The 24,418-nt window shown below is 47.7% G+C and carries 25 protein-coding genes and 3 pseudogenes; 17 read left to right on the forward strand and 11 right to left on the reverse strand.

Annotated elements, in window-relative coordinates:
- Positions 1-121: 121 nt before the first annotated feature.
- Both AC0LWT_RS16680 and AC0LWT_RS16685 read right to left on the reverse strand, forming a co-directional pair.
- A pseudogene (locus tag AC0LWT_RS16680) lies at positions 122-339 on the reverse strand (zinc-binding alcohol dehydrogenase family protein); the annotation flags it as partial.
- A 68-nt stretch (positions 340-407) separates the two neighbouring features.
- Positions 408-797, reverse strand: coding sequence for a hypothetical protein (locus AC0LWT_RS16685; RefSeq protein WP_474682390.1), 390 nt, complete (start codon positions 795-797; stop codon positions 408-410).
- A 237-nt stretch (positions 798-1,034) separates the two neighbouring features.
- On the opposite strand from AC0LWT_RS16685, the gene AC0LWT_RS16690 reads away from it, so the two are divergent.
- From AC0LWT_RS16690 to AC0LWT_RS16700, 3 genes and pseudogenes are all read left to right on the forward strand, one after another.
- Positions 1,035-2,885, forward strand: a complete 1,851-nt coding sequence (locus tag AC0LWT_RS16690) for a winged helix-turn-helix domain-containing protein (RefSeq protein WP_474682391.1) — start codon at positions 1,035-1,037, stop codon at positions 2,883-2,885.
- A gap of 18 nt (positions 2,886-2,903) precedes the next feature.
- A pseudogene (locus tag AC0LWT_RS16695) lies at positions 2,904-3,278 on the forward strand (tetratricopeptide repeat protein); the annotation flags it as partial.
- Positions 3,279-3,308: 30 nt separating this feature from the next.
- A complete protein-coding gene (locus AC0LWT_RS16700; protein WP_474682551.1) occupies positions 3,309-3,578 on the forward strand; it encodes a response regulator transcription factor in 270 nt (89 codons plus the stop codon).
- Positions 3,579-3,691: 113 nt separating this feature from the next.
- Here the strand turns inward: AC0LWT_RS16700 and AC0LWT_RS16705 are convergent, their stop codons facing one another.
- Positions 3,692-5,116, reverse strand: a complete 1,425-nt coding sequence (locus tag AC0LWT_RS16705) for an MDR family MFS transporter (protein WP_474682392.1) — start codon at positions 5,114-5,116, stop codon at positions 3,692-3,694.
- Positions 5,117-5,191: 75 nt separating this feature from the next.
- A complete protein-coding gene (locus AC0LWT_RS16710; protein ID WP_474682393.1) occupies positions 5,192-5,431 on the reverse strand; it encodes a hypothetical protein in 240 nt (79 codons plus the stop codon).
- A 421-nt stretch (positions 5,432-5,852) separates the two neighbouring features.
- Between AC0LWT_RS16710 and AC0LWT_RS16715 the strand changes: the two are divergent.
- Positions 5,853-6,047, forward strand: a pseudogene (locus AC0LWT_RS16715) (YciI family protein); the annotation flags it as partial.
- Between the two features lie 394 nt (positions 6,048-6,441).
- Here AC0LWT_RS16715 and nrdD read toward each other — a convergent pair.
- Entirely contained in the window at positions 6,442-8,376 is a 1,935-nt protein-coding gene (nrdD, locus tag AC0LWT_RS16720) for an anaerobic ribonucleoside-triphosphate reductase (RefSeq protein WP_474682394.1), read from the reverse strand.
- A 14-nt stretch (positions 8,377-8,390) separates the two neighbouring features.
- Positions 8,391-9,068 (reverse strand): 4Fe-4S cluster-binding domain-containing protein, encoded by a 678-nt coding sequence (locus tag AC0LWT_RS16725; RefSeq protein WP_474682395.1) that lies wholly within the window; start codon positions 9,066-9,068, stop codon positions 8,391-8,393.
- Positions 9,069-9,356: 288 nt separating this feature from the next.
- On the opposite strand from AC0LWT_RS16725, the gene AC0LWT_RS16730 reads away from it, so the two are divergent.
- Both AC0LWT_RS16730 and AC0LWT_RS16735 read left to right on the forward strand, forming a co-directional pair.
- Entirely contained in the window at positions 9,357-10,043 is a 687-nt protein-coding gene (locus tag AC0LWT_RS16730; protein WP_474682396.1) for an ArsR/SmtB family transcription factor, read from the forward strand.
- On the forward strand, positions 10,024-11,322 hold the full coding sequence (locus tag AC0LWT_RS16735) for an MFS transporter (protein ID WP_474682397.1): 1,299 nt from the start codon (positions 10,024-10,026) through the stop codon (positions 11,320-11,322). Before AC0LWT_RS16730 ends, AC0LWT_RS16735 begins: the two co-directional genes overlap by 20 nt.
- Positions 11,323-11,448: 126 nt before the next feature.
- Here the strand turns inward: AC0LWT_RS16735 and AC0LWT_RS16740 are convergent, their stop codons facing one another.
- Complete coding sequence (locus AC0LWT_RS16740) at positions 11,449-12,009, reverse strand: hypothetical protein (protein ID WP_474682398.1); 561 nt, start codon at positions 12,007-12,009, stop codon at positions 11,449-11,451.
- 226 nt (positions 12,010-12,235) lie between these two features.
- Between AC0LWT_RS16740 and AC0LWT_RS16745 the strand changes: the two genes are divergently transcribed.
- Together AC0LWT_RS16745 and AC0LWT_RS16750 are read left to right on the forward strand one after the other, a co-directional pair.
- Positions 12,236-14,407 carry a GAF domain-containing sensor histidine kinase gene (locus AC0LWT_RS16745; protein WP_474682399.1) on the forward strand — a complete coding sequence of 724 codons (2,172 nt, stop codon included), beginning with the start codon at positions 12,236-12,238 and terminating at the stop codon, positions 14,405-14,407.
- A gap of 13 nt (positions 14,408-14,420) precedes the next feature.
- Positions 14,421-15,065: a response regulator transcription factor gene (locus AC0LWT_RS16750; protein ID WP_474682400.1), complete on the forward strand. Its 645-nt coding sequence runs from the start codon at positions 14,421-14,423 to the stop codon at positions 15,063-15,065.
- A gap of 46 nt (positions 15,066-15,111) precedes the next feature.
- Here AC0LWT_RS16750 and AC0LWT_RS16755 read toward each other — a convergent pair whose 3' ends face one another.
- Entirely contained in the window at positions 15,112-15,978 is an 867-nt protein-coding gene (locus AC0LWT_RS16755; protein ID WP_474682401.1) for an SDR family NAD(P)-dependent oxidoreductase, read from the reverse strand.
- 176 nt (positions 15,979-16,154) lie between these two features.
- Between AC0LWT_RS16755 and AC0LWT_RS16760 the strand changes: the two genes are divergently transcribed.
- The 3 genes from AC0LWT_RS16760 (at position 16,155) to AC0LWT_RS16770 (ending at position 18,693) form a co-directional block, all read left to right on the forward strand.
- Positions 16,155-16,670 carry a MerR family transcriptional regulator gene (locus AC0LWT_RS16760; RefSeq protein WP_474682402.1) on the forward strand — a complete coding sequence of 172 codons (516 nt, stop codon included), beginning with the start codon at positions 16,155-16,157 and terminating at the stop codon, positions 16,668-16,670.
- A 205-nt stretch (positions 16,671-16,875) separates the two neighbouring features.
- Positions 16,876-17,208 (forward strand): BlaI/MecI/CopY family transcriptional regulator, encoded by a 333-nt coding sequence (locus AC0LWT_RS16765; RefSeq protein WP_474682552.1) that lies wholly within the window; start codon positions 16,876-16,878, stop codon positions 17,206-17,208.
- Between the two features lie 72 nt (positions 17,209-17,280).
- The gene (locus tag AC0LWT_RS16770; RefSeq protein WP_474682403.1) at positions 17,281-18,693 is read left to right on the forward strand and encodes a M56 family metallopeptidase; all 1,413 of its coding nucleotides are present in this window, start codon (positions 17,281-17,283) and stop codon (positions 18,691-18,693) included.
- An 82-nt stretch (positions 18,694-18,775) separates the two neighbouring features.
- Here AC0LWT_RS16770 and AC0LWT_RS16775 read toward each other — a convergent pair whose 3' ends face one another.
- The gene (locus AC0LWT_RS16775) at positions 18,776-19,657 is read right to left on the reverse strand and encodes an SDR family oxidoreductase (RefSeq protein ID WP_474682404.1); all 882 of its coding nucleotides are present in this window, start codon (positions 19,655-19,657) and stop codon (positions 18,776-18,778) included.
- A gap of 102 nt (positions 19,658-19,759) precedes the next feature.
- Between AC0LWT_RS16775 and AC0LWT_RS16780 the strand changes: the two genes are divergently transcribed.
- Both AC0LWT_RS16780 and AC0LWT_RS16785 read left to right on the forward strand, forming a co-directional pair.
- Positions 19,760-20,134, forward strand: coding sequence for a MerR family transcriptional regulator (locus AC0LWT_RS16780; RefSeq protein ID WP_474682405.1), 375 nt, complete (start codon positions 19,760-19,762; stop codon positions 20,132-20,134).
- 2 nt (positions 20,135-20,136) lie between these two features.
- Positions 20,137-20,559 (forward strand): VOC family protein, encoded by a 423-nt coding sequence (locus AC0LWT_RS16785; protein WP_474682406.1) that lies wholly within the window; start codon positions 20,137-20,139, stop codon positions 20,557-20,559.
- A 103-nt stretch (positions 20,560-20,662) separates the two neighbouring features.
- Here the strand turns inward: AC0LWT_RS16785 and AC0LWT_RS16790 are convergent, their stop codons facing one another.
- Positions 20,663-21,397: a TetR/AcrR family transcriptional regulator gene (locus AC0LWT_RS16790; RefSeq protein ID WP_474682407.1), complete on the reverse strand. Its 735-nt coding sequence runs from the start codon at positions 21,395-21,397 to the stop codon at positions 20,663-20,665.
- A gap of 127 nt (positions 21,398-21,524) precedes the next feature.
- Between AC0LWT_RS16790 and AC0LWT_RS16795 the strand changes: the two genes are divergently transcribed.
- Positions 21,525-22,976 (forward strand): serine hydrolase domain-containing protein, encoded by a 1,452-nt coding sequence (locus tag AC0LWT_RS16795; protein WP_474682408.1) that lies wholly within the window; start codon positions 21,525-21,527, stop codon positions 22,974-22,976.
- An 80-nt stretch (positions 22,977-23,056) separates the two neighbouring features.
- Here the strand turns inward: AC0LWT_RS16795 and AC0LWT_RS16800 are convergent, their stop codons facing one another.
- Positions 23,057-23,452 (reverse strand): hypothetical protein, encoded by a 396-nt coding sequence (locus tag AC0LWT_RS16800; RefSeq protein ID WP_474682409.1) that lies wholly within the window; start codon positions 23,450-23,452, stop codon positions 23,057-23,059.
- Positions 23,453-23,502: 50 nt separating this feature from the next.
- Between AC0LWT_RS16800 and AC0LWT_RS16805 the strand changes: the two genes are divergently transcribed.
- Genes AC0LWT_RS16805 through AC0LWT_RS16815 form a run of 3 tightly spaced genes read left to right on the forward strand, consistent with a single transcriptional unit; the run spans position 23,503 to position 24,387 of the window.
- Positions 23,503-23,694 (forward strand): hypothetical protein, encoded by a 192-nt coding sequence (locus tag AC0LWT_RS16805; protein ID WP_474682410.1) that lies wholly within the window; start codon positions 23,503-23,505, stop codon positions 23,692-23,694.
- A gap of 46 nt (positions 23,695-23,740) precedes the next feature.
- Positions 23,741-23,989 (forward strand): hypothetical protein, encoded by a 249-nt coding sequence (locus AC0LWT_RS16810; RefSeq protein WP_474682411.1) that lies wholly within the window; start codon positions 23,741-23,743, stop codon positions 23,987-23,989.
- Positions 23,986-24,387 carry an aspartyl protease family protein gene (locus AC0LWT_RS16815; RefSeq protein WP_474682412.1) on the forward strand — a complete coding sequence of 134 codons (402 nt, stop codon included), beginning with the start codon at positions 23,986-23,988 and terminating at the stop codon, positions 24,385-24,387. The genes AC0LWT_RS16810 and AC0LWT_RS16815 overlap by 4 nt, the downstream gene beginning before the upstream one ends.
- Positions 24,388-24,418: the final 31 nt, after the last annotated feature.

Below are 24,418 nucleotides of genomic sequence, written 5' to 3' on the forward strand. Positions count from 1 at the left end.
AAAATATTGTGTATTGAAATTTCTTAAAAAGTTTGGGGTGATTTCGTCTCGCCCGCACTATACAGTTGTATAACAAAAAGGCCCCGTATTGGCAAGGGGCCTTATTCTTGTCTATACACACAGTACTGATGACAGTCAAACCTGCAAATTTGGCAAGTTGAATGGCAATCGATCTTACTCCTCCAACTGCACCGATAATTAAGTATGCTTTTGTTTTCATTTGTGTTTAGGCTAATTCTTAAACGATCAAAAAGGGCCCTCCCATACAGTTATTGAAGTGAGCTGTAATGCGGCGGTGAATTCCAAACTTCTTGGCGTGTTTCCTACAATTCGTTCATCAAACCAACGTATTGGGCACACTTACGGAACACAAAGAAACAGAGGCGGAGCGTCCCGCCTCTGTTTTCTTACTTATGAATATCTGTGATTTGAAGCGTTCCGTCATTCATTATATAGATCGCCTTCTTGGAACCGGAGTTCGTAGCGTCACCTGGAATGACTGGAGCTGTGTCAAAGACTCCGTCTGTGGAGTAATTGAACTCATTCGTATCATCGTTATGCCAAAAAGTAATATATGAATTATCGTCTCGCTTGAATGTCATGTGGTGGTCATCGTAATAACCTGAACTGCTGCATTCCGGAATATCGCATCCTTCGTTGTGCTGTCCGTGCGTAAAATTAACGCTAGGCAGGATAGTTGATCCATAGGCTTGGATTACTTGGGCATCGGCTTCACATTCAGTGTTACTGAAATTGAATCGATACTTGGTCTGGTTGATAACAATAAACAGTTTCATAATATCCCTCCAATAATTTAATCTTGAAAATATTAACGAAAAATCCAAGAGGTGGATCCTGCTGACTTGCTCTTTATTTTAAAGCAATGTGGAATCGAATTGAACTACCCGCCAGGGTGGATCGAAGCTAAAAATCGGGTAGGTATCCTTTGACCCGCATGGAGGAAAAATGTCCCAACAAATCGAAATATTAACGAATATAGTATTTGTTTAATTCAGCTTGCGGAGGCCTTGATCATGATTAAAAGTACAAACCTGCTTATTCCCCCTACGCGAAAATCATTGGTGTCCCGACCACGACTGATGCGCAAGCTGGAGGAAGGAATGGAGGCCAAGCTGACTTTGCTATCCGCCCAAGCTGGCTACGGCAAAACGACAGCGTTAAGCGAATGGGCGAGGCAATGCCGCTCTCCGGTTGCCTGGATCTCGCTAGATAAGTACGATAACGATTGGAGCGCGTTCTGGAGCTGTGTTTTGGCATCCATACGAGAAAGGCTGCCGCGGTTCGGGGAAGCGATTGAATTTTTACTCGAGCAAGAGTCGGCGGGTTCCATTGATTCCGCCATTTCGGCGTTCTTGAATGAGCTAAGCTCGATTAGCGGCGATTTCGTTCTTATTCTGGACGACTACCATGTCATTGAGAATGCGCCTGTAAACGAATCGATACGATATATGCTTGATCATCTACCTCCGCATGTCCATCTCTATATAGCAAGTCGTACCGAATTACCCTTTCCTACGGCCAGACTGCTTGCCAAAGGGGAGATCAATGTCATTCGAATCGAAGATATGCGATTCGAACTGGAAGAGGGGTTTGTTTTCTTCCGAGAGACGACAGACTTATCGTTAACGGAGAAGCAAATAGTCGCGTTGTTCGAACAGACGGAAGGCTGGGTGAGCGGACTGCAGCTTGCGGCCATCTCACTGAAACGAAGCGGCAATATTGCCGATACGATTCGCCAGTTCAACGGCCGCCAGCGTCAAATCTCCGATTTTTTGTTGGAAGAGGTTTTTGCGCATTTATCGGACTCCTTGCGGGAATTCCTGCTGGCAACCTCCATTCTGAGCAGCCTGAACAGGGAGCTGTGCGCAGCGGTAACGGGACAAGCCGACAGCCAGGGCCAACTGGAACGGTTGGAGCAGCTGAATTTGTTCATTATTCCGCTGGACGATCAGCGCGATTGGTTCCGGTATCACCATCTGCTGTCCGAGTTCTTGCAGCAACTGAGCGCTAGAGAACATCCGGAGCTGTGGAGACGCTCCCATCATCGGGCCGCGGCTTGGCATGAGAATGAGGGGCTCTATGAAGAGGCGGTGGAGCATTATATCAAAGCGCAGCAGGCAGAGGATGCCGTCCGGCTCATCGACCGCATCATGCCGGATCTCATGCAATTGAAGGGCAATGTGCTCTTGAGATGGATTACTTCCCTGCCGGAGAGCAGCTACGAGCACAAGCCGACGTTCGAATTGTACTATATCTCCAAATTACTGATGGATGGAGAATGGGATCGAGGGTTGCGCAGGGCCGAGCAAGCGGAGAAGCGATTCGAAGCCATGAGGGCGTTCATCCCTGAGCCTGAATGGAATCAATTAATGGGCAATCTCTATTACTTATGCGGGATCTTCTCCTATTTGCAGCAGAACTTGTCGCTGACTTCGAAATATTTCGAGATGTTGGATCAATATTTGCCGGAAGGCAGCGGCTTCCAGAAGTCTTCAAGCAGACGGTATCAAGGGCACGAAGGATTTATGGATCTTCTCTCGTTAAACAACAACCTTCATGAGGTGGAACAATTTCTGCTGAAGTGGGTGAAGACGTGGGAGAAGAAAAAAAACTATCCATTCGTCGGATACCTTTATTTGTCTTATTGCTTACTTCTGTATGAGTGGAATCGGTTGGAAGAGGCGGAGTTGTATCTCGGACAAGCGATGAGTCGAGAGGACCTGCGGACCAACGTATGGATTTGGATTCATCTTGGTCTTGCTTCATCCTGGCTGCAAAATGCTCTGGGGAGAGAAAGTCATGCGATCGAATGGCTTAGCCAGCTCGGCTCAAACGTCGATTCGCCCGATCGGAAAGTCGTTTAGAAGAGGGTCAAGGCGGAGCAAGCTCAACTGTTCCTGAGTCAAGAGCAGCGTCAGAAGGCATACGATTGGTTGGAGCAAAGCGGGATGTCACATTTAGGTGAGGTTTCGCCCCGCCATTTCGAAGAGTACCTGGTTCTGGTAAGAGTTCTCGCGGCGAACAGCAGAATTGAGGACGCACTGCAATTGCTCGAGCAGTTGGAACGTTTGGCTGACAAGGAAAATCGTCTGCGAAGCCGGATTAAGCTGAAGATCGTGCAGAGTATGGTGCTTCGGCAATCCGATCATCCCCAAGAGGCATTTGCTCCCTTGAAGATCGCCTTAAGGCTCTCGGAACCGGTGGGCTATATTCGCAGCTTCCTGGATGAAGGTCTGCTGATGGTCGAGATGCTGGCCGAGCTTCTGAACGAACAGCAAGGAGCTGCGATGCCATTGGTGTCCTTGAAATATATCCATCTGCTTCTTGAAGCTGCAGGCAGTGGTCAGTCTAATAAGTCTTTGTCGAATGAGGCTTTGACCGGGAAGGAAGAGAAGGTGCTTGTCTTGCTCGCAGAGGGATTGATTTATAAGGAGATAGCCGCTCAAATGAATGTAACGCTGGACACGGTAAAGTTCCATATGAAGAACGTTTATCGCAAGTTAGGGGTACATAATCGGGCGCAAGCGATTCAACGAGTCAAGCAGCATCGGCATTAGGATTGAGACAGCGGTTCTACGGTACAACGAAATAAAAGGCCGACCCTTATGAGACAGCCCCTTGCTTCTTGCACAGTTGTAAACTTATGATTCAATCTATGCCTCGTAATGAATCAATCATGATCAGGTGACTTTTTTATAAACCAACCCAGCACCAAAATAAGTATTGCAAGAATAAATTCAATCCAAAAAACCGTTTGTAGACCGGTAACCATGCTTTGCGTCTTCTCATGCATCGTAGTGGGATCGAGCGAATGGTGAAGATAACGATTGGCTCCGGACGACATGATGCCGACGAATAATGCGATGCCAATTCCCCCTGCAACCTGTTGGAGCGCATTGTATATGGCTGTGCCATGGGGGACCAGGTGACGTGGAAGTTGATTCAATCCTGTCGTCTGAGCCGGCATGACGACGAACGACATGCCTAAGAATAAAAGGACATGATTGAACAGAACGGAGCCTTGTGTCGTATCACTGTCGATGCCGGCAAACAGCCACAATGATATGGCGATCAGGAATAATCCGGGCACAATTACGAATTTCGGCCCGAATTTATCTAATAATTTCCCCGACACCGGCATCATCATCCCGTTCAAAATGCAACCTGGCATCAGAAGTAAACCTGTCGCGAATGCTGTCAACTGCATCACATCCTGCATATAGATCGGTAGCAATATCGTTGTGGCGAATAGGACCATCATCAGGATTACAACCAATACCGCAACAAGAGAATACGTGGGATGCCGCCGGAATACGGAAAGATCGATCAACGGCTCTTTGATCGTGAGCTGCCGCCATACAAGCAAGATCAAGAAGAGGCTGCCTATGGCAATTGACCCGTAACCCTCAGGCTGGGCCCAGACATTTGTTTGGCTGAAGCCGTAGGTTACGCAGCCGAAACCGATGGTTGACATCACAATGGATAAAAGATCGACCCTTGGTTTGGTCAGTTCAGTCACATTCTTCAAGTATATGAATGCATAAATAATCGAAAACAGTGCGACAGGAATCACCATGTAGAACAACCATCGCCAGTGAAAGGTATCGATAATCAAACCAGACAAAGCCGGCCCGATGACGGGGGCGACCATGATGACCAGCCCCATAAGACCCATGGCGGCACCCCGGCGTTCCGGAGGATAGAGGGCGAGAATCGTATTCATCATCAACGGGATCAATAATCCTGTCCCGCAAGCCTGAACAACCCTGCCCATCAGCAAAATTCCGAATCCCGGGGATACTGCACACAAGCAGGTACCGGCCAAAAATAGCGCCATCGCAGACATAAACATCTGGCGAGTCGTGAACCATTGCTGCAGTAATGCGGTCACCGGCACCAGTACGCCGATCACGAGCATATAACCCGTCGATAACCATTGTATGGTCGAAGCAGCAACGTTAAAATCCCTCATCAATCCAGGAAACGCATTGGTAAGTAAATTTTCGTTAAGAAACGCGACAAATGTACCGATGAGTAGAGCGGTTAACATCGCCCCTGTTTTTATTGCTCTTACCTTTTGAACTCCTTTGTCCATCTGTTACCTCCCGATTGTTCACTAAGCCGAGTTTTCGTAGTGCCTTGATATCGAATTGCCAGCCTGTCGTGCAGATTATCCTACACCATCACTTTCTAACAAGGAATAAAAATGATCGCGGTCTTCGTCATCGAATTTGCCAAGCGTCCGTATCCTGACAAATTCATGTCCGCCATTCATGTCTATTTCCTCACCATACCTATTGTAGAGCGCGATCATATTGCCATCTTGACTCAACTCCATGTACCCGTAACATTGTGCTTCAGGCACTTCGTCGTAAAGGAGCATAAATCTGATTTTGTCCACTCTGTGCATACAGCTTCTCCTTCTGTCTTTAGTAATGACCTTGAATTCATTGCGCTCTGTCCTTTGTGTGCATATCCCTTTTCTCCCTTCGGCCTGAGGAAAATTTTACGTGAAACCGGATGAATTGGAAAAAGCGATATCGTTCTTCATACTCGGAAATTCATTCCTATTTCGAAAGCATAAGGGGGGATCCCTCGCTATGTCGCTCATTCGCACATTTTCTCTTGACGAGATGGGATTTGGGGATTATGATAACGTGCCGGTCAACTCTACAAGGTAAATCAATCCGAAAAGAAATAATCTAATATAAATAAATTCCGTTAGATGTGTCGAATTGTCTCGCATTCATTCGTTGTTTAAATACGGGTCTGCCAAAGCGGTTTGAATCGAACGAAAAATAGGGCCACTAAAAATTTGGAGGAGATTAAACATGAGGTTTATGATGATCGTGAAAGCGACAACGGATTCGGAAGCGGGCGTAATGCCCAGACAGGAACTGCTTGATGCCATGCTGAGGTATAACGAGGAATTGGCAAAGGCTGGGGTGCTACTTGCCGCAGATGGGCTGCAGCCAAGCTCCAGTGGCATTCGGATAGGGGTTTATGGCTCTATGAAAGTGGCTGATTTTAACCAAGGCACCGTTTTTGAAATTGTTCCATAATTCAAGGAGAACTGGCACGAGTTTCAGCGTGATGGTCAGTAGAACAGGCAAAAAGTTGGCGGTTAAACGCCGCGGCGATTAAAGGGCAGGATAATTCAATAACAATATCAAATTGAAGACCTTGTGAAAAGATTGTCGTGCAGGAAGGAGCAATCAAAAATGGTTATTCAGTCTACTATACTGGATCTCCGAAAAACTCGGATATATTATTTTGACAGGCATTTTAGATCCGAATCGTGCCCTTTGCATTAAACGCATTACCATTAAGATCAAAGGGCAAGGATACGGAAAAGAAGCAATGAGACTTATCATAAAATGGGTTTTTGAGAACACAGCCGCCGAGTATTTTTACGGCCTATTAGATCGAAATGTCACTTTCTTTGGCAAGTCGTTTTCGAGTGTTCCAATCAAATCGGCGCGCATTACTCCAAAAGTTGTGCTCCCCATTGTAATAACCATTTTTGTCAACTTGTAATTTTTTACGAGCGATCATTTTAACGTAACCGATAACTCGGCTAAAAGTGGCGATATCGTCGCTACAGCATACGGGGCATTCAACGATGTTCTTACCGTCTTCTGCAACAATGTGTTGACCGCAGCTAAGACAACTTGTCAATGTCGGAGTTAAGGTAATGTATTGGATCGGTTTGTCGAATATTTTTTTGATATATGCAGCCAAACGTTTGGGCTCGAGTTTGCTTTCAAGGAAGTGGTGCAAAATACTCCCTGAGGTAGCGTAACTCTGGAATTCAGCACTATTTTCAACTTGTCGGAGAAAATCATCTTCACTGAAAGGGAGCATACAACCAGATGTAAGATAGATGTCTTCTCCAACACCTTGTACAAAAATATCACGATGATTTTCTTTAGCCCACTTCATATCTTGTCTGGCAAGATTAATAGCTGCATTTTCCCCCGGAGCATATTCGATTCCGCAGGCGACTCGATCTCTAACGATAAAGCTATTGATTTTATCCGTCATAAATTGCATAATTCGGTGCGCCAGATCTTTTCCACTTTCGTTGTTCATTCCACCGGCATATCCAATGTTAATCAATCCTTCGTGCATGCCTGCAACGCCAAATACGTTAAAGTAATTCGCCAAATCCCTGTTCAGCGCAAAAAAAGTAGGATATAACTCTTTGTTTTGTTCGATCCAACTCCGTTTTGCCATATGGCCTTCTTGCATAATGTTCAAAAGCTCCTCTATGCGGGCAAACATAAGATTTTCATCGTGACCGAATTCCAGCAATACTCGGTTCATGTTCAAATTTAAAACCTGCACGGCACCCGTTGAGCCGGTTGAACTTCCAAAGATACCGCTGCCTACCTTAGATAGAACGGTCAAATCGATTTGCAGCCGGCAACATAAGCTGCGACTAGCCTCCGGATCACGCGGTTTCAGGTAGGGATTAAGCAGACGGTAATGCTTATCCATAAATGGGGTAGTTCGGAAATTCTCGAAATATACGCCGCCCCATTGATACATGCTATCCAGCATCTCAAGAAACAGTGGATTATCGTAATTGAAATAATCGTCAATCGGTACTGTGATCAATGGAAACGTAAAGGGCAGACCGGTTCCGGTTCCTTGTTTCATAACTTCAATAATTGCTCTATTGATTCGGTCAAAATATTCCGACGGAATATCCTGATAACGAATGTCGAATGCTGTGCCGCCGATCACGACGAAATCTTCTTTAATTTCTTCCGACGGCTTTCCAAATTCAAGCGTAATGTTCGTAAAGGCTGATTGGGAACCGCCTCGCAGGGGCATATTCAATTCCCAGATAAGGCTTTGGAACAACTGTTTGAGATCGTCATCTGTGAAGCGCCGCCCATGATACAATTCCTCAACATACAAATAAGACGCAGAAATAGTGGTCATTTGTGACAGCATAACGGCACCGGATACTTGTTGGGACATAAGTACGATGATATTGCTAAAATGGCGAAGCAATGTTTCCAGCTTGCGGGTCGGTTTCGAGGCCATCATATTTTTGGCCAACGTTGGAATTCCATTCAAAGCTATGTCCTTGCAAGATACGCTCAAACAATAGGGACTTAGCTGTTTGTCATGTATGTAAATAACACCTTCTTCATATAATTTGGTTAGCTTGGCCGGCAAAATGCGCTGCAAAAGATATTCTTCTTCTGCAAAGTTAGTCAGATTGTGTCTAAGCAACGGGAGCGAGTAAACAAAATTACTATTTTCTCGTTTTAAATAATCCGATTGCTTAGATTCTGAGTTTGATGTAAACGTATGGATAATGTCTTCTGTGTGACGGAACATGGGAGCGCCTCCATTTAATTTGTTTGTATGGTCTGATAAGGGGAAAGGTATGGATTAAGAAAATAAGGAACGTTACTGTTATATTTCGTTTTCAACAGATCAACATAAATTCGGATTTGATCAAAATACCCTTCACTTAACAAGGGATATTGTACAGTTCTAATCTGGCTTACTTTGCTATTATGACAAATAACGGTTTCTACTGATTCCAACATATTATCGCAAAATTGCTTCGACGGAATGACGCCTAGAATGGCTTTGTAGACCTCGTGATCGACCACTGGATCCATACAATGATAAGGTAGTTTCATGTCGACATGTGCGCCATCGATGAGTTTTCTAGCAAACAATTGTTGTAACTTGTGGGGGTAGGTTCCATTTGTAAATATCACCACCTTTCCATTGAAGTTCGAGCGCGCCCGTTCAAGGAAATTGATTATTTCGTCGAGTTCGTTAATTAAAAACTCGCCCCCGCTAAACAATAATGCATCGAACATTGTATGACTTTTTCGGATCCGGTCAATGACTTGATCACTGCTTAAATGCCCTATCGGTTTCTTTGCAATCAATTCATCAAAATTGTGACACCCATAACAGCGCATGTTGCAACCGTTCCAGGCATGAACCAGTAACGCAAGATGTCCGGGCAAGTCGTCGAAGGTGCGAATGAACTTGGGGTAGAAGACCAGCATAGCTAACTCCTTTCGAAAAATATACAATGAAATACTATATATACTGATATATTTTAATCGTACCACAATATATAGTATTAAAATGTGATGAAGGTCACTTGTAAGAGGGTAAACAGAATTGCTTCAAAGCATCTTCAGAAGGGAGAGAAGTTGTTAAACGAAGTTGGGGCCTGACGGAATTTGTAAGGAATCAGATGGTGTTTAATGATATACCTTGACACTGCAAAGGCATTACTTTATTATGATAACAGTTCAATAAAACAATTGAATTGTTGAGGTGTTTTGATTGTGAACTTAGAACGAAAATGGAAAGATCAACTATATCAGGAATTTGCTCGTATTGGTAAATGCCTATCCAGTCCAAAACGGTTGGAGCTGATTGACTTACTTGCCCAAGGTCCTAAATCTGTGGATCAGCTCGCAAAGATTACCGGAATGAGTGTTGCAAATGTATCGCAGCACCTGCAAACGCTGCATGAATCAAGGTTGGTTCGGTTCAACAAAAAAGGCAATTTTGTAATTTATGAAATCGCGGGGCTATCTGTCGCCGACTTCATGGTGTCTTTGCACCGACTTAGCGAAAAGCAATTAATAGAAATACAACGGCTAAAAACTGAAATTTTGCAACATCATGCAAGCATGGAACCAATTGTTCTGGAAGAGCTTATGGAACGGATGGAAAAAGGGGAAGTTTTGTTATTAGATGTGCGGCCAGAGGATGAATATGCTATGGGCCATATTCCAGGTGCTATATCTATGCCTATTGATGAACTAGAGAACCATCTGGCGTCTTTACCTATCGATAAAGAAATTGTAGCGTATTGCCGTGGCCCTTATTGTCTAATGTCTTTACAAGCGGTTGAAATTTTGAAAAGCAAAGGCATACAAGCCTCCCATTTAGAAGAAGGGGTGCACGAATGGAAGCGTTATGTAGAGAGAAAGGTGGTTCTAGGCGATGAAGCATGGACCCCATAATATTCGAGATTACGTAGATTCTCCGGGTATGCAGCAACAATTATTTAAGCGCTCTTTACTGATAGTAGTCATATCGCAAATATTTGGCGGTGCAGGCCTTGCTGCCGGGGTAACCGTGGGCGCGCTTCTTGCCCAGGACATGTTGGGAACGGAAAGTTTAACAGGTGTACCTGCCGCCTTGTTCACCCTTGGCTCGGCACTGGCAGCCTTTCTTGTGGGTCGTTTTTCACAACTTTACGGGCGCCGGTTGGGGCTTGCCGCCGGATTTTTGGCAGGTGGCATTGGGGCAATAGGGGTAATCTTTGCTGCAGTAAATAACAGTGTTATTCTTCTGTTCGCTTCTCTATTTATATACGGTGCAGGGACTGCAACAAACTTGCAGGCACGATATGCCGGTACAGACTTGGCTAAGCCTAACCAACGAGCAAAAGCAATTAGCACAGCAATGGTTTCGACTACGTTTGGTGCGGTTGCAGGCCCAAGCATGGTTGATGTAACGGGCCATTTTGCAACGTCAATCGGTGTCCCGGCCCTTGCAGGTCCATTTATTTTAGCTGCCGGAGCATACATTCTAGCCGGAGCAGTATTTATTATTTTCCTCCGTCCGGACCCTTTCGTTGTAGCGCAGGCTATATTTAGAGCACAATCGGAATTGAGTCAGTCAACAGCAGCACAAACGAATACACATAAAAAAAACAACAGAAGCTTAATTGTCGGGGCAACAGTAATGATCTTAACTCAAATCGTTATGATCGCAATTATGACAATGACGCCTATACACATGAAGCACCACGGACATAGTTTAGGGGATGTAGGATTAGTAATAGGCATCCATATTGGCGCAATGTATTTCCCTTCCCTCATTACAGGCATTCTTGTCGATAAGATCGGTCGCGCAGCGATGTCAATAGCATCGGGTGGGGTTCTGCTAGCTGCCGGCATTGTTGCGGCTCTAGCGCCTGTTGATTCTATGTTGGTCCTTATTATTGCTCTTGGTTTGTTGGGGCTCGGCTGGAACTTGGGCTTGATCAGTGGAACCGCACTTATAGTAGATGCAACTGATCCGGCAACTCGTGCAAAAACTCAAGGAACAATTGATGTGTTAATAGCGCTGGCAGGGGCTTTGGGGGGAGCATTATCCGGTATGGTTGCAGCACATTCCAGTTTCGCAACGCTTTCGCTTTCCGGTGGTGGACTCGCACTTTTACTAATTCCAGTAGTGATATGGTCCCGAAAAAAACAAAAATTAGCTGCGTCAGACAGAATCTCGATGAACTAACGGAGAAAGTTACTAAACTTAACGTATACGAGAGTTTAACGAAATAAGGAGCAGTTTGCCGCGGCAGGCTGCTCCTTTTTTAATTAAACGTTCCTGTCAGGGCTAAGAACATGTTATCCTTCCGGATCAACGAACCGCGTACCCTTTCGTCGAATTCAATTTGCCTGTCCAAATGACGTAACCCATCCCAACATACGTTAGCCCCCAGAAGAAAGCAAAATATTTGTTGTCTTCGACAGGCAGTACCATCGAGACCAGCATCAGTATTAGCAGTACCGCGATCCAGCGGGGAAACACATTCGCCCTGTACGTTAAAAACGTAAACACCAGCGTGCCTCCTGTAAAACCGAAAAGAGCAAATGAACGGGAAACGGCGAAAATGATTCCGTCTTGATTCATTTCCGGCTTGACGGACTCCATGGAAGACCAGACCAGGCAGGATGTCACGATATTGCCGATAATGATGGAAAGTATGGTAATAAATCCAATGACACCGGTTTCTCTCGATTGTACCATGTACGTGGCTATCGTGCCGACGGACATCAAAATACAGGCAACGAATCCGAAGATCAGTTCCGGCGCGCTATCCGTCCCCCAGATCAGAGAGCTTGGCGTCATCCCCATACGTACGATTCCCGCCAGTAAACAAATCATGCCCAACCATCGAATCACTTGTTTTTCACTCATATCCATACAGCCTCCTGTTTCATTGATCAAAACGTCGATGCGCTTAATTATAAGCCGCGGAACAGCACGGGAAACAGAGAGAGCCGTCACAATGTTCAGGGAAACCGGAACGGGACATTTTCGGGAAATCCGGGAAGTTGGCCGGGAAATTGCGCATTTCGCATATTCAAGCCGCAGGAGGATCGTTATAATAGAGGTAGATTTTAGTTAAAAGCGGAGGGGACTTATGCCGCAAACACCGGCACGGATCGCCGATCCGATGGATGAACCGGCAAACCGGCTGCCAACAAAATGGATCCTGCTTTGTTTGCAGCTTCTGGTGGCCGTATTTTGCCTGATAACTGTCGTGCTGTATATGACGGGAATACCCAAATATTACCAATGGCTTGTTTCGACATGTATGATGAACGGCTGCGGCACTTGGGTTCCGGCCATGCCCCTCGGAAACGAGGGAGCCACTCACATGAGCCTGGAGACGTACGCCGTCATCTTCGTATGCATTGACGTTATTTTTACCCTTGTTTATTATGGCGCTGCGCTGCTCATTTTTTGGAAGGGTTATCGCGAGCCGATGGCGGTTTTGGCCGCTTTGGCCATGGTCTCGTTCGGTACCTCGTTCCCTTCGCTTACCTCGGTCGCTTTTCAGGGCATCGTCCTGCAGGAGTGGTGGTTTACACTTGTGGCCACTTTCGGTTGGATCGGATTATCGCTGCTATTTCTGCTCTTTCCGAACGGTTCGTTCGTGCCTAGATGGACCGTGGCGGTTTTTATCGTCATAACGGTTGTTGATGTCGGCAGCTTCTTTAACCGCGGAAGCATTTGGAGAGAATTCAGCATTTCCGCTTACCTTGAGCTTTTGTGGTACACTTCCTCAACGCTGATTTTGATCTATTCGCAAATCTACCGGTTTCGCAAAGTATCCTCGCCGGCGCAGCGCCAGCAAACCAAATGGGTCGTGTATGGACTCGCTATCGGCATGATCGGATTTGTCGGGATGAGCATTTTGTTTAATCCGCGCCTGAATGATGGAAGCGCCTTAACCTACGTGTATCTTAACGCGTTTCTTAATCTAAGCTTGCTAGCGATCCCGTTTACGCTGACTTTGGCTGTGCTCAGGCATCGGCTGTGGGACATCGACCCGCTGGTTAACCGCACGCTGGTATACGGGGCATTATCCCTTTGTGTCGCCGCGATCTATATTTTCTCTGTCTTTTATTTAAGCCAGTTATTCGAGACCAGGGATAACTTGTTCGTCTCCTTGGCGGCTACGGCGGTGGTGGCGGTCGCCTTCGCGCCGCTGAAGGAAAAACTGCAAAGGCTCGTTAACCTGATGATGAAAGGACGGCACGACGACCCTTATGCCGTTTTGCTGGAACTGGGAAGCCAACTGGTCAGACCGCTTGCGCCGGAAGCGATGCTGGAGGCTCTCGCTGCTACCGTAAAGGAGTCGCTGCGCTTGCCGTATGCGGGTATTACGATCGGAGTGGGGGGACAGGATACGCTCGTCGCCGCGGTCGGGGAGCCGACCCACGAAGTGCTGCCTTTTCCTATTATTCACCGCGGGAAGCAGTTGGGTACGTTCATTTTGTCCAGGCGTTCTCCGGGCGAAGCTTTTTCATCGGAAGATAACAAGTTTCTGGATGTGCTGGTGCATCAGGCAGGGCCAATCGTCGAAATTGTGAATATGACGCTGGGGATGAAGCTTTTGGCTGAGGATTTGCAGGAATCCAGGGGAACACTGGTGCTGGCGCGGGAGGAGGAGCGTCGGCAAATCCGCAAAAATTTGCACGACGATCTCGCTCCCCGGCTTGCGGCGCTGGCGTTAAATGTTGCTACGGCGGAGAAATATGTCGTCAAGCAGCCTGAGATTGCGATCGAGATGCTGGCCGATCTCCGGAAGGTTATCCGCGCGACGGTGGAAGAAATTCGAACGCTCGTGCATGACTTGCGCCCGCCTTCCCTGGACGAGCTCGGTTTGATCACCGCGATTCAAGAGAGGATCAGCGAGTTGAATAAGCCGGTAAAGCTGCTCGCCGACGAACAGGGTACCGTGCCGATCCATATCCGCCTGATCGAGCCGCCGCCGCTGCCGGAATTGCCGGCAGCGGTGGAGGTTGCCGCCTACCGCATTGTCACGGAGTCTTTGGTCAATGTGCTCAAGCATAGTCAGGCGACCCTTTGCACTGTCAAACTGCATGTGTCGGCAGCGCAGCAATTGGTGGTGGAGGTGACGGATAACGGCAAGGGTCTGCCGCCGTCTCACGCGCAGCGGCTTTCCGGCAAGGGAGGCATCGGGCTCGTTTCCATGAGGGAGCGGGCCGCGGAGCTCGGCGGAAATTGCTTGATAGAACGGATAGAGAGCGGCGGTACACGCGTGCTGGCCGTGCTGCCGATTTGATACGAGGAGGGGAATGAAACTGAGAATTATCATTGCAGAAGACCATCCGTTATTTCGCAGCGGAGTACGGAATTTGCTGCGCACCACGGACGATCTGGAAATCGTCGGGGAAGCGGCATCCGGTGAAGAGGCACTCGAACTTGCAGCGCAGTTGCAGCCTGACCTTGTGCTTATGGATATTCGCATGCCCGGCATAAACGGTATCGAGGCGACGCGTCTGATCAAGGAAAGGCATCCGGCAATCGAGGTTTTGATTTTGACGATGTTTAGAGATGATCAATCGGTATTTACCGCTATGCGGTACGGAGCCAAAGGCTACATGCTGAAAGACGCCGATGAGGATGAACTGCTGCAATCCATACGGATGGTAGGCAGCGGCGGAGCTGTGTTCAGCTCGGATATCGCCGGTCGGATGATGCGCTACTTCTCTCAGGCCCAAACCGTACCTGCGGATGATCCAACCTTTGCGGAGCTCACCAAACGTGAGATTGAAATTTTGGAGCGGGTCGCGGAAGGCGACGCCAATGCCCAGATCGCAGCCCGGCTGCACATTAGCAATAAAACGGTGGCCAACTATGTGTCGAACATTTTAAATAAGCTTCAGGTCACGGACCGCAATGCTGCGAAACGTTTGGTTCAGAAGTCCCGAGAGGATTAAACTGAATTCGACCTTGCGGCCCTACTTCGTACACCTCTTCATTCGTTTAAAACGGATGGGAGGTGTCACCAAGAAATTCGTGTTTGTAAATCGCATGAATCCTCTCCAAAACGTTCCGCGCTTGATCTTTATATTTTAAATCTGCAACCTGACCTTTCAGCAAAAAAACGCCGGTCTCATCACGGTGTTCCCCGAGAGCACCCTCATACAGCTGGTTGGCGCCATGGGTAGGCGGAGGAAAAAACAGCTTCATAAGCGGTTTAACCAAAATCGGCAGCCCGGATTTTTTCCCTTTTCTTAGCGTATTGTTGCCGCCGGGGTCAACGCTGCGGATCTTGATGCCGTCCTTGGCGAGCTGCGGCGCGATGGCCTGGGTCCACAACGAAAGCGCCAGCTTTGAGGTGGCGTAAGGACCAATCAACTTGCGGAAGGTTTTGGGTCGCTCCAGGATTTCAAGGTTAAACTCTTTCGTAAATTTAAGCGCTGAAGATGAGGTATTGATCACCGTTTTTAAGCGGCCGTTTGTTAGGAGTTCCTTCAATTCCATCAGAATGATATACGGAACGACCGTCATTAGCTCATAATGGCTCTCGCGCCCTTGCTTCGAATAGCTCAGCTCGTGAAAGCTCCCACCGGCGTTGTTGAACAAAATATCGATCCGCTGTTCTTTACCTTTGATCTCTTCCAAAGTCCGTCTCAAGCCGGAATAATCGGCGAGATCCGCTATTTTATAAATACGAACCCATCCGCTCTTGACGGCTTTTTGGATTTTCATATCGTCCGCCGGAAAGTCTGAACGGTTCAAAGCGACCACCTGCCAGTCCTCCGACAGTAATTTCCGGGTTAATTCCAACCCGATCCCGGCGTTTGCACCCGTAATCAGTGCGATATTTTCGCGTTGGTTCGCGGTCATTGTACGTCTCCTCCTGAAGTTGGGATATTTTCCCCAATAGCGAACATTGTAGAACTTGGAGTCGGCTCCAAGTCAAGGCGCGAAACAAAGTTTTTGTCCAAAGGATAAGAGTCTTGACTTGAAGCCAGCTCCAAGATGTATAATGCACAAAAAAGCAATTTCCGGGAGGGAGCAGGGTGAAGGCAGAGCAAACTTTTACGATAAAGCAAACCGCCGAGCAAACCGGCATTTCCGAGGATACGATCCGTTATTACGAAAAGATCTCGCTTCTCCCCCGGGCGGACCGGAAGGACAACGGGCACCGCGTCTACCGGCAGGTGGACATCAATACGATCCGGTTGGTATCCTGCTTGAAAAAAACGGGATTGCCCCTGGAGGAAATGCGGCCGTTTTTGGCGGTTTCCGCCGACACCGATCCCGCGGATTATCCCGATTTGGTGGAGCGCTTAAGGAGCCACCGGGAAAATATCGTCAGTCAAATCGCCTCGCTGCAGCAGGTCGTCGATTTTATCGACATGAAGCTGGAGGAGGGGAGATACCGCCGGGACTGGTCGGATGAAAGCCAGAACGGCATGTCAAAGAAAACGATGGGAGAACCGAAATCAAGGCCCGTCTCTCCCGTTGAGATGAGTTATTTTTCCGTATCGGTCAAAGCGGACAAATCACCGGCTAGGAATATGTTCAGGACTTAAGAAGGAGCTGCCGCGGCAGCTCCTGTTGCTTTTTCACAAATTCAGGTACATATGTCGTTGCGGAACGCATGAGTGAGCACCCTAGCTTGACAAATGTGGATTACACATGTAATATCATGTTTGTATTACGATTGTAATCCAAAGCGGGACAGGAGGTGAGCATGTGAAAACCGTACCCCACATAACCGATGCAGAATGGGAAGTCATGAAGATACTATGGATCAAGTCGCCCCGCACGGCTAATGATGTGATTGAGGCGCTGCAGGATCGGACGGAGTGGAAGCCCAAAACGATTCGAACCTTGTTGAACCGATTAACCCAGAAGCAAGCGATATCGTTTTCGCAAGAAAACAGAGTCTATGCTTATTTCCCATTAGTTTCTGAGGGTGAATGTGTGAAATCCGAAACACAATCCTTTCTAAAAAGGGTTTATGGCGGTGCTTTGAAGCCGATGCTTGTTCATTATTTGAAGGAAGAGCAGCTATCGGCGGAAGACATTAAAGAACTGAAAAGCATCCTTGAAGATAAAACGAAATGATAAATATGCCGAGTCGGGTAGTTTACGTTTACTGGAGTACTCCATTTTGATTCATGAAAGGAAAGGGTGAAAGTGAACCGGATAGACGAACTCCTCGTGCATCTTTTTAATTGGATTTTGTCGGTATCTGCCATGGGTGCCGTCACGGTCGTGCTGATCCTGCTGACACAGCTTATCCTGAATAAACGAATAAAGCCCAGATGGCATTACTTGATGTGGCTGTTATTGGTTGTACGACTGCTTCTGCCTTGGGGCATTGAGAGCGAGTTAAGCATTTATAATTGGATATCCTACCCTCATACCATTCACGATAATCCAACGGCTCAGATAGTCACACACGGGGAAGCTGTAGTTGGGGAATTAGCAACTGCAAACATTTTTTATCGCTACGCTTTGTATATATGGCTTCTTGGGACCGGCATATTCGGGGCATATACGTTTGTGATCAACCGGAAATTTGCCTTAAAAATAACGAAAGAGACGACACCGTTAACTGATATCGGGGTCCTGCAGTTGTTCTCTCACTGCCAAACGCTAATGTCGGTTCGTAAACCTGTCACTCTAGTTGTATCGAACAAACTGACCTCGCCAACGTTGTTTGGATTTTGGAACACCCGATTGGTCATGCCGCAAGCCGTCCTGGACAGCTTACAGCAGGAGCAACTCCGGCACATCTTCCTGCATGAATTAGCACACTGTAAGCGCAATGATATCGGAATGAATTGGCTGATGCAGATCCTGTTGATTATTCATTGGTTTAACCCGATTCTTTGGTACGCTTATCATCGTATGCGCGAAGACCAGGAGATCGCAAGCGATGCTCTGGCTCTTACTTATCTCGAACCGGAAAAACGCTCCGATTACGGTTATACGCTCATTCAGTTGTTAGAAAAACATGCGCTTCCTGTAAGGGTGCCGGGCAATGTCAATGTATCAGGGGGCAAATCACAGCTGAAAAGGAGAATTATCATGATCAAATATTTTCAAAGTCATTCATATCGCTGGTCGTTCGTTGGTTTTGCTGCCATTCTACTCATAAGCGGATGTTCTTTGACGAATGCAAAAATAGATCAGTCCCCGGCGCAAATGTCGAATGCGTCGGCATCCGATCAAAAGACTGTGGCAACTTCCGACCCAAATTCGCCTAAACCGGATAAAACTCCGGCACCTGATGCAGCGGTTGGAACGAAGTCCAGCGCTTCCAGTGAGCCTGCGAGTTCAAAGTCGGAGTCCATAAACGCAGAGACAACACCGGCAGCAACTGCAGCTCCTGCACAAATACGTAAAACGCAAGAAACTACAGTTCCTGTATCAGAGCCTGCACCGGGAAACACTGCGGTTCAAGAACCAAAGCCTGTACCGCAAGAAGCTGTAGTTTCTGTATCAGAGCGTAGACCGCAAAATACTGCGGCTCAAGAACCAAAACCTGTACCGCAAGAAAGCGCGGTTACTGCACCTAAGCCTGTACCACAAGCTGCTCCATAAGCCACTGCAAATCCGCGAGCAAAGGAAAAGACGATCCCCCGGCAAGTACCGGAAAATCGCCCTGTATCACATTTTTGGTGGTTTAACTCTTGAAGTAGTGACCTTCTTCAAGGTCCGGAATCAGTGCGGGGTGCACCGGCTTCCAGCCCAGGAGTTGCTGTGTCTTTGCACTCGACGCAGGGTTGTCGGCCGACGCGAAGGCACCGAGCCAGCCGAAGTGGGCTTCTGCCTCTTCGCGGGAAATGCTGGCGACCGGCAGGTTCAGGTGGCGGCCGATGACGCCGGCGATGTCGCGGAATGGCACGCCCTCATCGCCGACACCGTGCAGCCGTGAGCCCGACGGGGCGGCTTCCAACGCCAGCCGGAACAGGCGCGCCGCATCGAGGCGATGCACAGCCGGCCAGCGGTTGGACCCGTCGCCGATGTAGGCGGAGACGCCCTTCTCGCGAGCAATGCCGATCAGCGCCGGGACAAAGCCATGATCGCCAAGACCGTGCACGGACGGTGCGAGACGGACGACCGAAGATCGCACCCTGCGTTCAACCAGCGCGATCGCGGCCTTCTCGGAGTGCCGCGGTGTATGGATCGGCGTGTCTTCTTCCGTCCCGAGACATCCCGGCGAGAGCATGAGCGTCCCCGAGGTGACGACGAATGGTTTGTCGGAGCCCTCAAGCGCTGCTCCGATGGCTTCGATCGCCTGCCTATCGGTCTCGGCGGCGGCCGCATAGTTCGAGAAGTCGTGAATGAAGGCAAGATGGATGACACCGTCCGCAGCGGCAGCGCCATTTTGCAGGCTGTCGAGGTCATCTAGGGCACCGCGATGCACCTCCGCTCCGGCGGCTTTCAATGCTGAGGCAGCCTTGTCGGAGCGGGCAAGCCCGACGACCTGATGCCCTGCAGCGAGGAGCCCGTCAACAACAGCAGATCCGATGAATCCGGTGGCTCCGGTGACAAAAACACGCATAATGAATACCTCCTAATATGAAATCATTACTTTCAAGTGAAATGATAAAGTATAGAGTGCACTCGATAGCAATACAGTTCGAATCAATGTTATAATAAAAATATGAAAAATAAATTTTCAAGCAAACAAGTTTCTGAAGAGACCGGATTAAGCATCCACACATTGCGATACTATGAGCAAATCGGTTTAATTAACGGTGTCGAACGGGACGAAAAAGGATATCGTCAGTATTCGGAGTCCGATATCGCATGGTTTCAAGTTATCAAATACTTTCGGGCAATGGGGATGCCCATTCGGGAGATGCAGCAGTTTGCCGCTTTGAACAATAGTGAAGTCTCCACCATAACAGCACGACGGGAATTCATGGAGACCTATCGCAGTAATGTTATAGATCAAATGAAGGAACTTGAAAACACGCTGGAGAAAATCGATCATAAAATCATTTTTTTCAAAAATCTAGAGAACTCAGAGGGTTAAAAATGATTCAATCCATTGTTCATATCGCTCTAGTTGTAAAAGATTATGATGAGGCAATTGAGTTTTACACAAAAAAGCTGAATTTTACATTAGTTGAAGATACATATCAGCCCGAGCAAGATAAACGATGGGTAGTAGTTTCACCCCCCGGTTCGGTTGGGACTACAATATTATTGGCAAAAGCATCGAAATCTGAACAGGAACCATTCATCGGGAATCAAACGGGTGGTAGGGTGTTCCTCTTTTTAAACACCGATGACTTTTGGAGAGATTATAATGAGATGGTTTCAAGGGGAATAGAATTTGTTAGAGAACCTAAAGAACAACCATATGGAATGGTTGCCGTATTTAAGGATTTATACGGGAATTTATGGGATTTGCTGGAGTTAAATGAAGATCATCCGATTTCTAAACGAATGAAGTAACGAAAAAAGGAGCAGTTTGCCGCGGCGGCAGGCTGCTCCTTTTTTTGATGAATCGGGCAGGGTAGCGGGACTGGTCAAGAGCGGATAAGCCTGTTCAACGCAGCTACTCCCGTACTTTTGAAGAGGGATTTTTTGCTTGTTTGGACGCCGCCATTGCCTCCACTCCTGCCAACAGGAGATCTGTACCGAACTTGAAGTGACGATCCGTATCGACGCAAGCCGCAATATCAGGGGCAACTTCAACGAGCCAAGGATATTGTTGTTGCGGAAGGCCTCCATAGAACTCCAGCAATTTAGCCCCCCATACCCGGCGCTCTTCTTCCGAGCCTTGTACGAAACCATCTCCCGTTACAACCAGAGACACCACTTGATTTAGCAAATGTTCAAAAATCAAGAATGCTTCTTGGGGCTCGAAGCCGGCGCTGCGGAGGATGCCAATCGAAGTATCGAAAATCTTGAGCCTGTTCGTAGAAGGCAGGGATCGCCTGGACAGCAAGCTTCTGCCCGATGGGTGCACGAGCAGCACCCGGCGCAGAGCGTAAAGCAACCCCCTCACCTGTTCCCGCCAATCCGCCTCATTTACTGCCGAGGTATCGAAAGAAGCCAGCATATGTTCGGTCATAGCGTCTAAAAGGTCATCCTTATTGCGCACATGCCGATAGATTGCCATGGGTGTTACGCCGAAATCGTGGGCTAACCGCCGAAAACTGACCGCTTCGATTCCTTCCGTATCCGCAATATTCAATGCCAGCCCCACGATAGCCTCTCGACTAAGGCGGACAGGGCCTTTCCGATTATGGGTACCTTCAGGTTTTTGATCATTGTTATTGTGGACCACAGTTCGACGCCCCCGAAAGAAAAAGTGTAACAATATTATAACACAGGAAAGTTGACAGGTATACGCCGTATACTTATAATACCATGTATACAGTGTATACATTGGAGTATGAGGAGTTGATCGCGAAATGAAATTCCGCAAAATTAGCCCACTGGCGATACTTTTTAGAAGTAAAAGAAAACGCAGATTTACTTTGCTGGCAATCGCGGCCGTTTTAACGCTGATCGTTAGCTCAGGGTTTGTGCTTTATCAGCCGTTGATGGTTGCTTCGGGTTATACCAGCAAAGAAGTTTGTTCCGGAACCTTTGTTTCGGGCATGGATTCCAACCAGGTTTACGCGGACATGGTCAAGCCTGAAGGGGCCATCAGTCTCATCAGCAGTTTGATTCACATCAACGTTGACCATGAAAAGCTGGATGTAACAACGACAATCGCAGGACTTTATAAAACACAGGCGGTGTACGGCGATGGGATGGGATGCATGTTGGTGCATACACCCGAGGACGTTACTCTGGCTGCAACTGCTGATTCTAGTTCCACAGCCGGCCCATCGGATTCGCTAGCTCCTGAAATAGCGGGACCCGCCGTGGTTGTGCCTAGGAACGAACAACTTGCCGCCGCGCTCGACCGAGCTTTTGCAGAGCGTGAGCAACCGCCTTATATTCGTACCCAAGCGATCGTTGTGGTCAAAGACGGAAAAATCGTGGCCGAGCGTTATGCTCCCGGCATAGACGTGGACACGCAATTATTGGGATTCTCGGCGACAAAATCCGTCACCAACGCGCTGATCGGCATTCTGGTCCGGCAGGGAAAACTGAATGTCGACCAACCCGCACCTATTGCAGCATGGCAAAATGACAACGATCCGCGTCACATGATCACAACAGATGAATTGTTGCGGCAAACAAGCGGACTCGCTCTTAAACAAACCAGTACAGGATTCGATCCTGCGTCCAGAATGGTATTTCTCGAGCGAGACATGGCGGGCTTCGCCGAGAAGGCCAAACTAGCTGCTGCGCCCGGAACCGAATGGGCTTATACCGACGGCAACTTTATACTTCTCTCGCGCATTATCCGCGACGCCGTCGGTGGCCAGGCCTCAAGTGTCAGACAGTTTGCACAGCGTGAGCTTTTCGGGCCGACCGGCATGAAACACGTGACGCTGGAGTTTGATGCGACTGGCACGCCGAACGGTGCTATGTCTATGTTAGCATCTGCGCGTGATTGGGCTCGTTTTGGGCTCTTGTATCTGAACGACGGCGTGGTAGGTACCGACCGCATCCTGCCGAAAGGGTGGGTTAAATACTCGTCCTCGCAGACGCTTGACACCGGCTATGGAGCTGGCTTTTGGATTAACCTTGCTGCGAGTGGCAAAGCGCCGTATGGTCTTCCATGGGGGATGCCCCATGTGCCCGATGATGCATTTTTCGCCATGGGCAATATGGGGCAGCATGTTGTAATCGTACCGTCCCAGCATCTGGTCGTGGTACGATTGGGCATGTCATCTCATCCGGATGGTCTTATCGCTGGAGCCGACCGGCTAGTTGCCGATGTGATCGCGGCGCTTCAACAACAATAAATATGATTTAACATACGAAAAAAAGCCAGGTCATCTAGCAGTCCACGGCCATGACCCAGCTTTTTTACCTCATAAGAATGTTAGCGAAAGGGCGATCCGATTCGTACTAAATTTTGTTGTAAGACATTATTGCCTGTCTGCAGTTTTACCCCGGTTTTGGATGATCTGCCCAATCCGAAACAATTAGTCACCAAATCAGTAGTTGTAGGCACAGTTATTCTAACTTCATATTGGGTTATCGAAGGTTTAATAGCCACAAGAACATTAACGGTTGTGTTTGGTGGAATTGTACGCCTTCTTTTTACAATAATAATTGGTTTGCCGCTAGTCCAGTCGATAACTTGTACAATTACAGTCCTGGTTCTTAATTTGTTTAAATTAGCTATAATTGTCGCAGCAGTGTCAGTGCCGCCATTTCTAAACAGAACCCCTGTCGATAAAACAGGATCTTTTTTGGGTTTCACATTATTTGACAATATAATCCCTCCTCCCTGTTATATGTTATGGGATGAGGACATTAAGCGTTATGGATATACAAACAGAAAAAAGCGGAACTTGTAAAATCGCCCTGGAAGATGGGTCGTTGCTGCAAAATCAAGCTCGTTACGGAGGCAAAAACTTGCTGTTGCAGACAGAACGTCGAACCGCAGGGGGGCTGGGAGAAAGAATAGTATTACGTTTGAGACAATCCGGCTTGAGCTTAAATATGGTAAAATGAAATCAACCATTGTTCGTCTGATGCAATGAATGAAGGAGGGGTTGCGATGCAATGGCAGGAAGTAAGAGAACTGTTTCCGAATCAATTTGTTTTGCTGTCCATTCTTGACTACCGAGAAGAAGACGGGAAGAAAATCGTAACGGAAATGGCTCCTGTTCGGGTCATACCAGAAAAGAATGCTAACAGGGAATTCTTTAATGTGAAGCCGCGACAGCTTGTTTATCATACTTCTAACGAGGAGTGCATCATCTATCTACGCAACGACCCGCTTGTGAGGATGAGGCGTAATATATGAAGATTCATTATGATGGAAATCTTCTAACGATTACGCTTTCTGTAACTTATCGTGGGAAAACGATGCAAATCGCAGATGTTATCGTGGATACGGGCTCATCCCACACTATATTCAGCCCCGATGTGCTGGAGCAGATCGGAGTCACCTACGAAAATGGAGACCCCGTTTACGAGGCTTACGGGATTGGCGGAACCGTACCGTTTTATACTAAAATCATGGACGAAATTATCATTGATACCCTGAAAATCAAGCAGATTGAAGTCGATGTAGGGATGCTGCCTAAATCTCATAAGGGTTTGCTTGGCTTGGATATTTTGAGGGTAAACGGTTTTGTGGTGGATATGGACAAGCTGGAACTGAGGTTACCTGAATCAGCGGAACAAGTTCAATCCTCATGACCCTTTATGCAACCCCCATTTTGCCGAGGCG

This window comes from Paenibacillus sp. sgz302164, assembly GCF_056120505.1.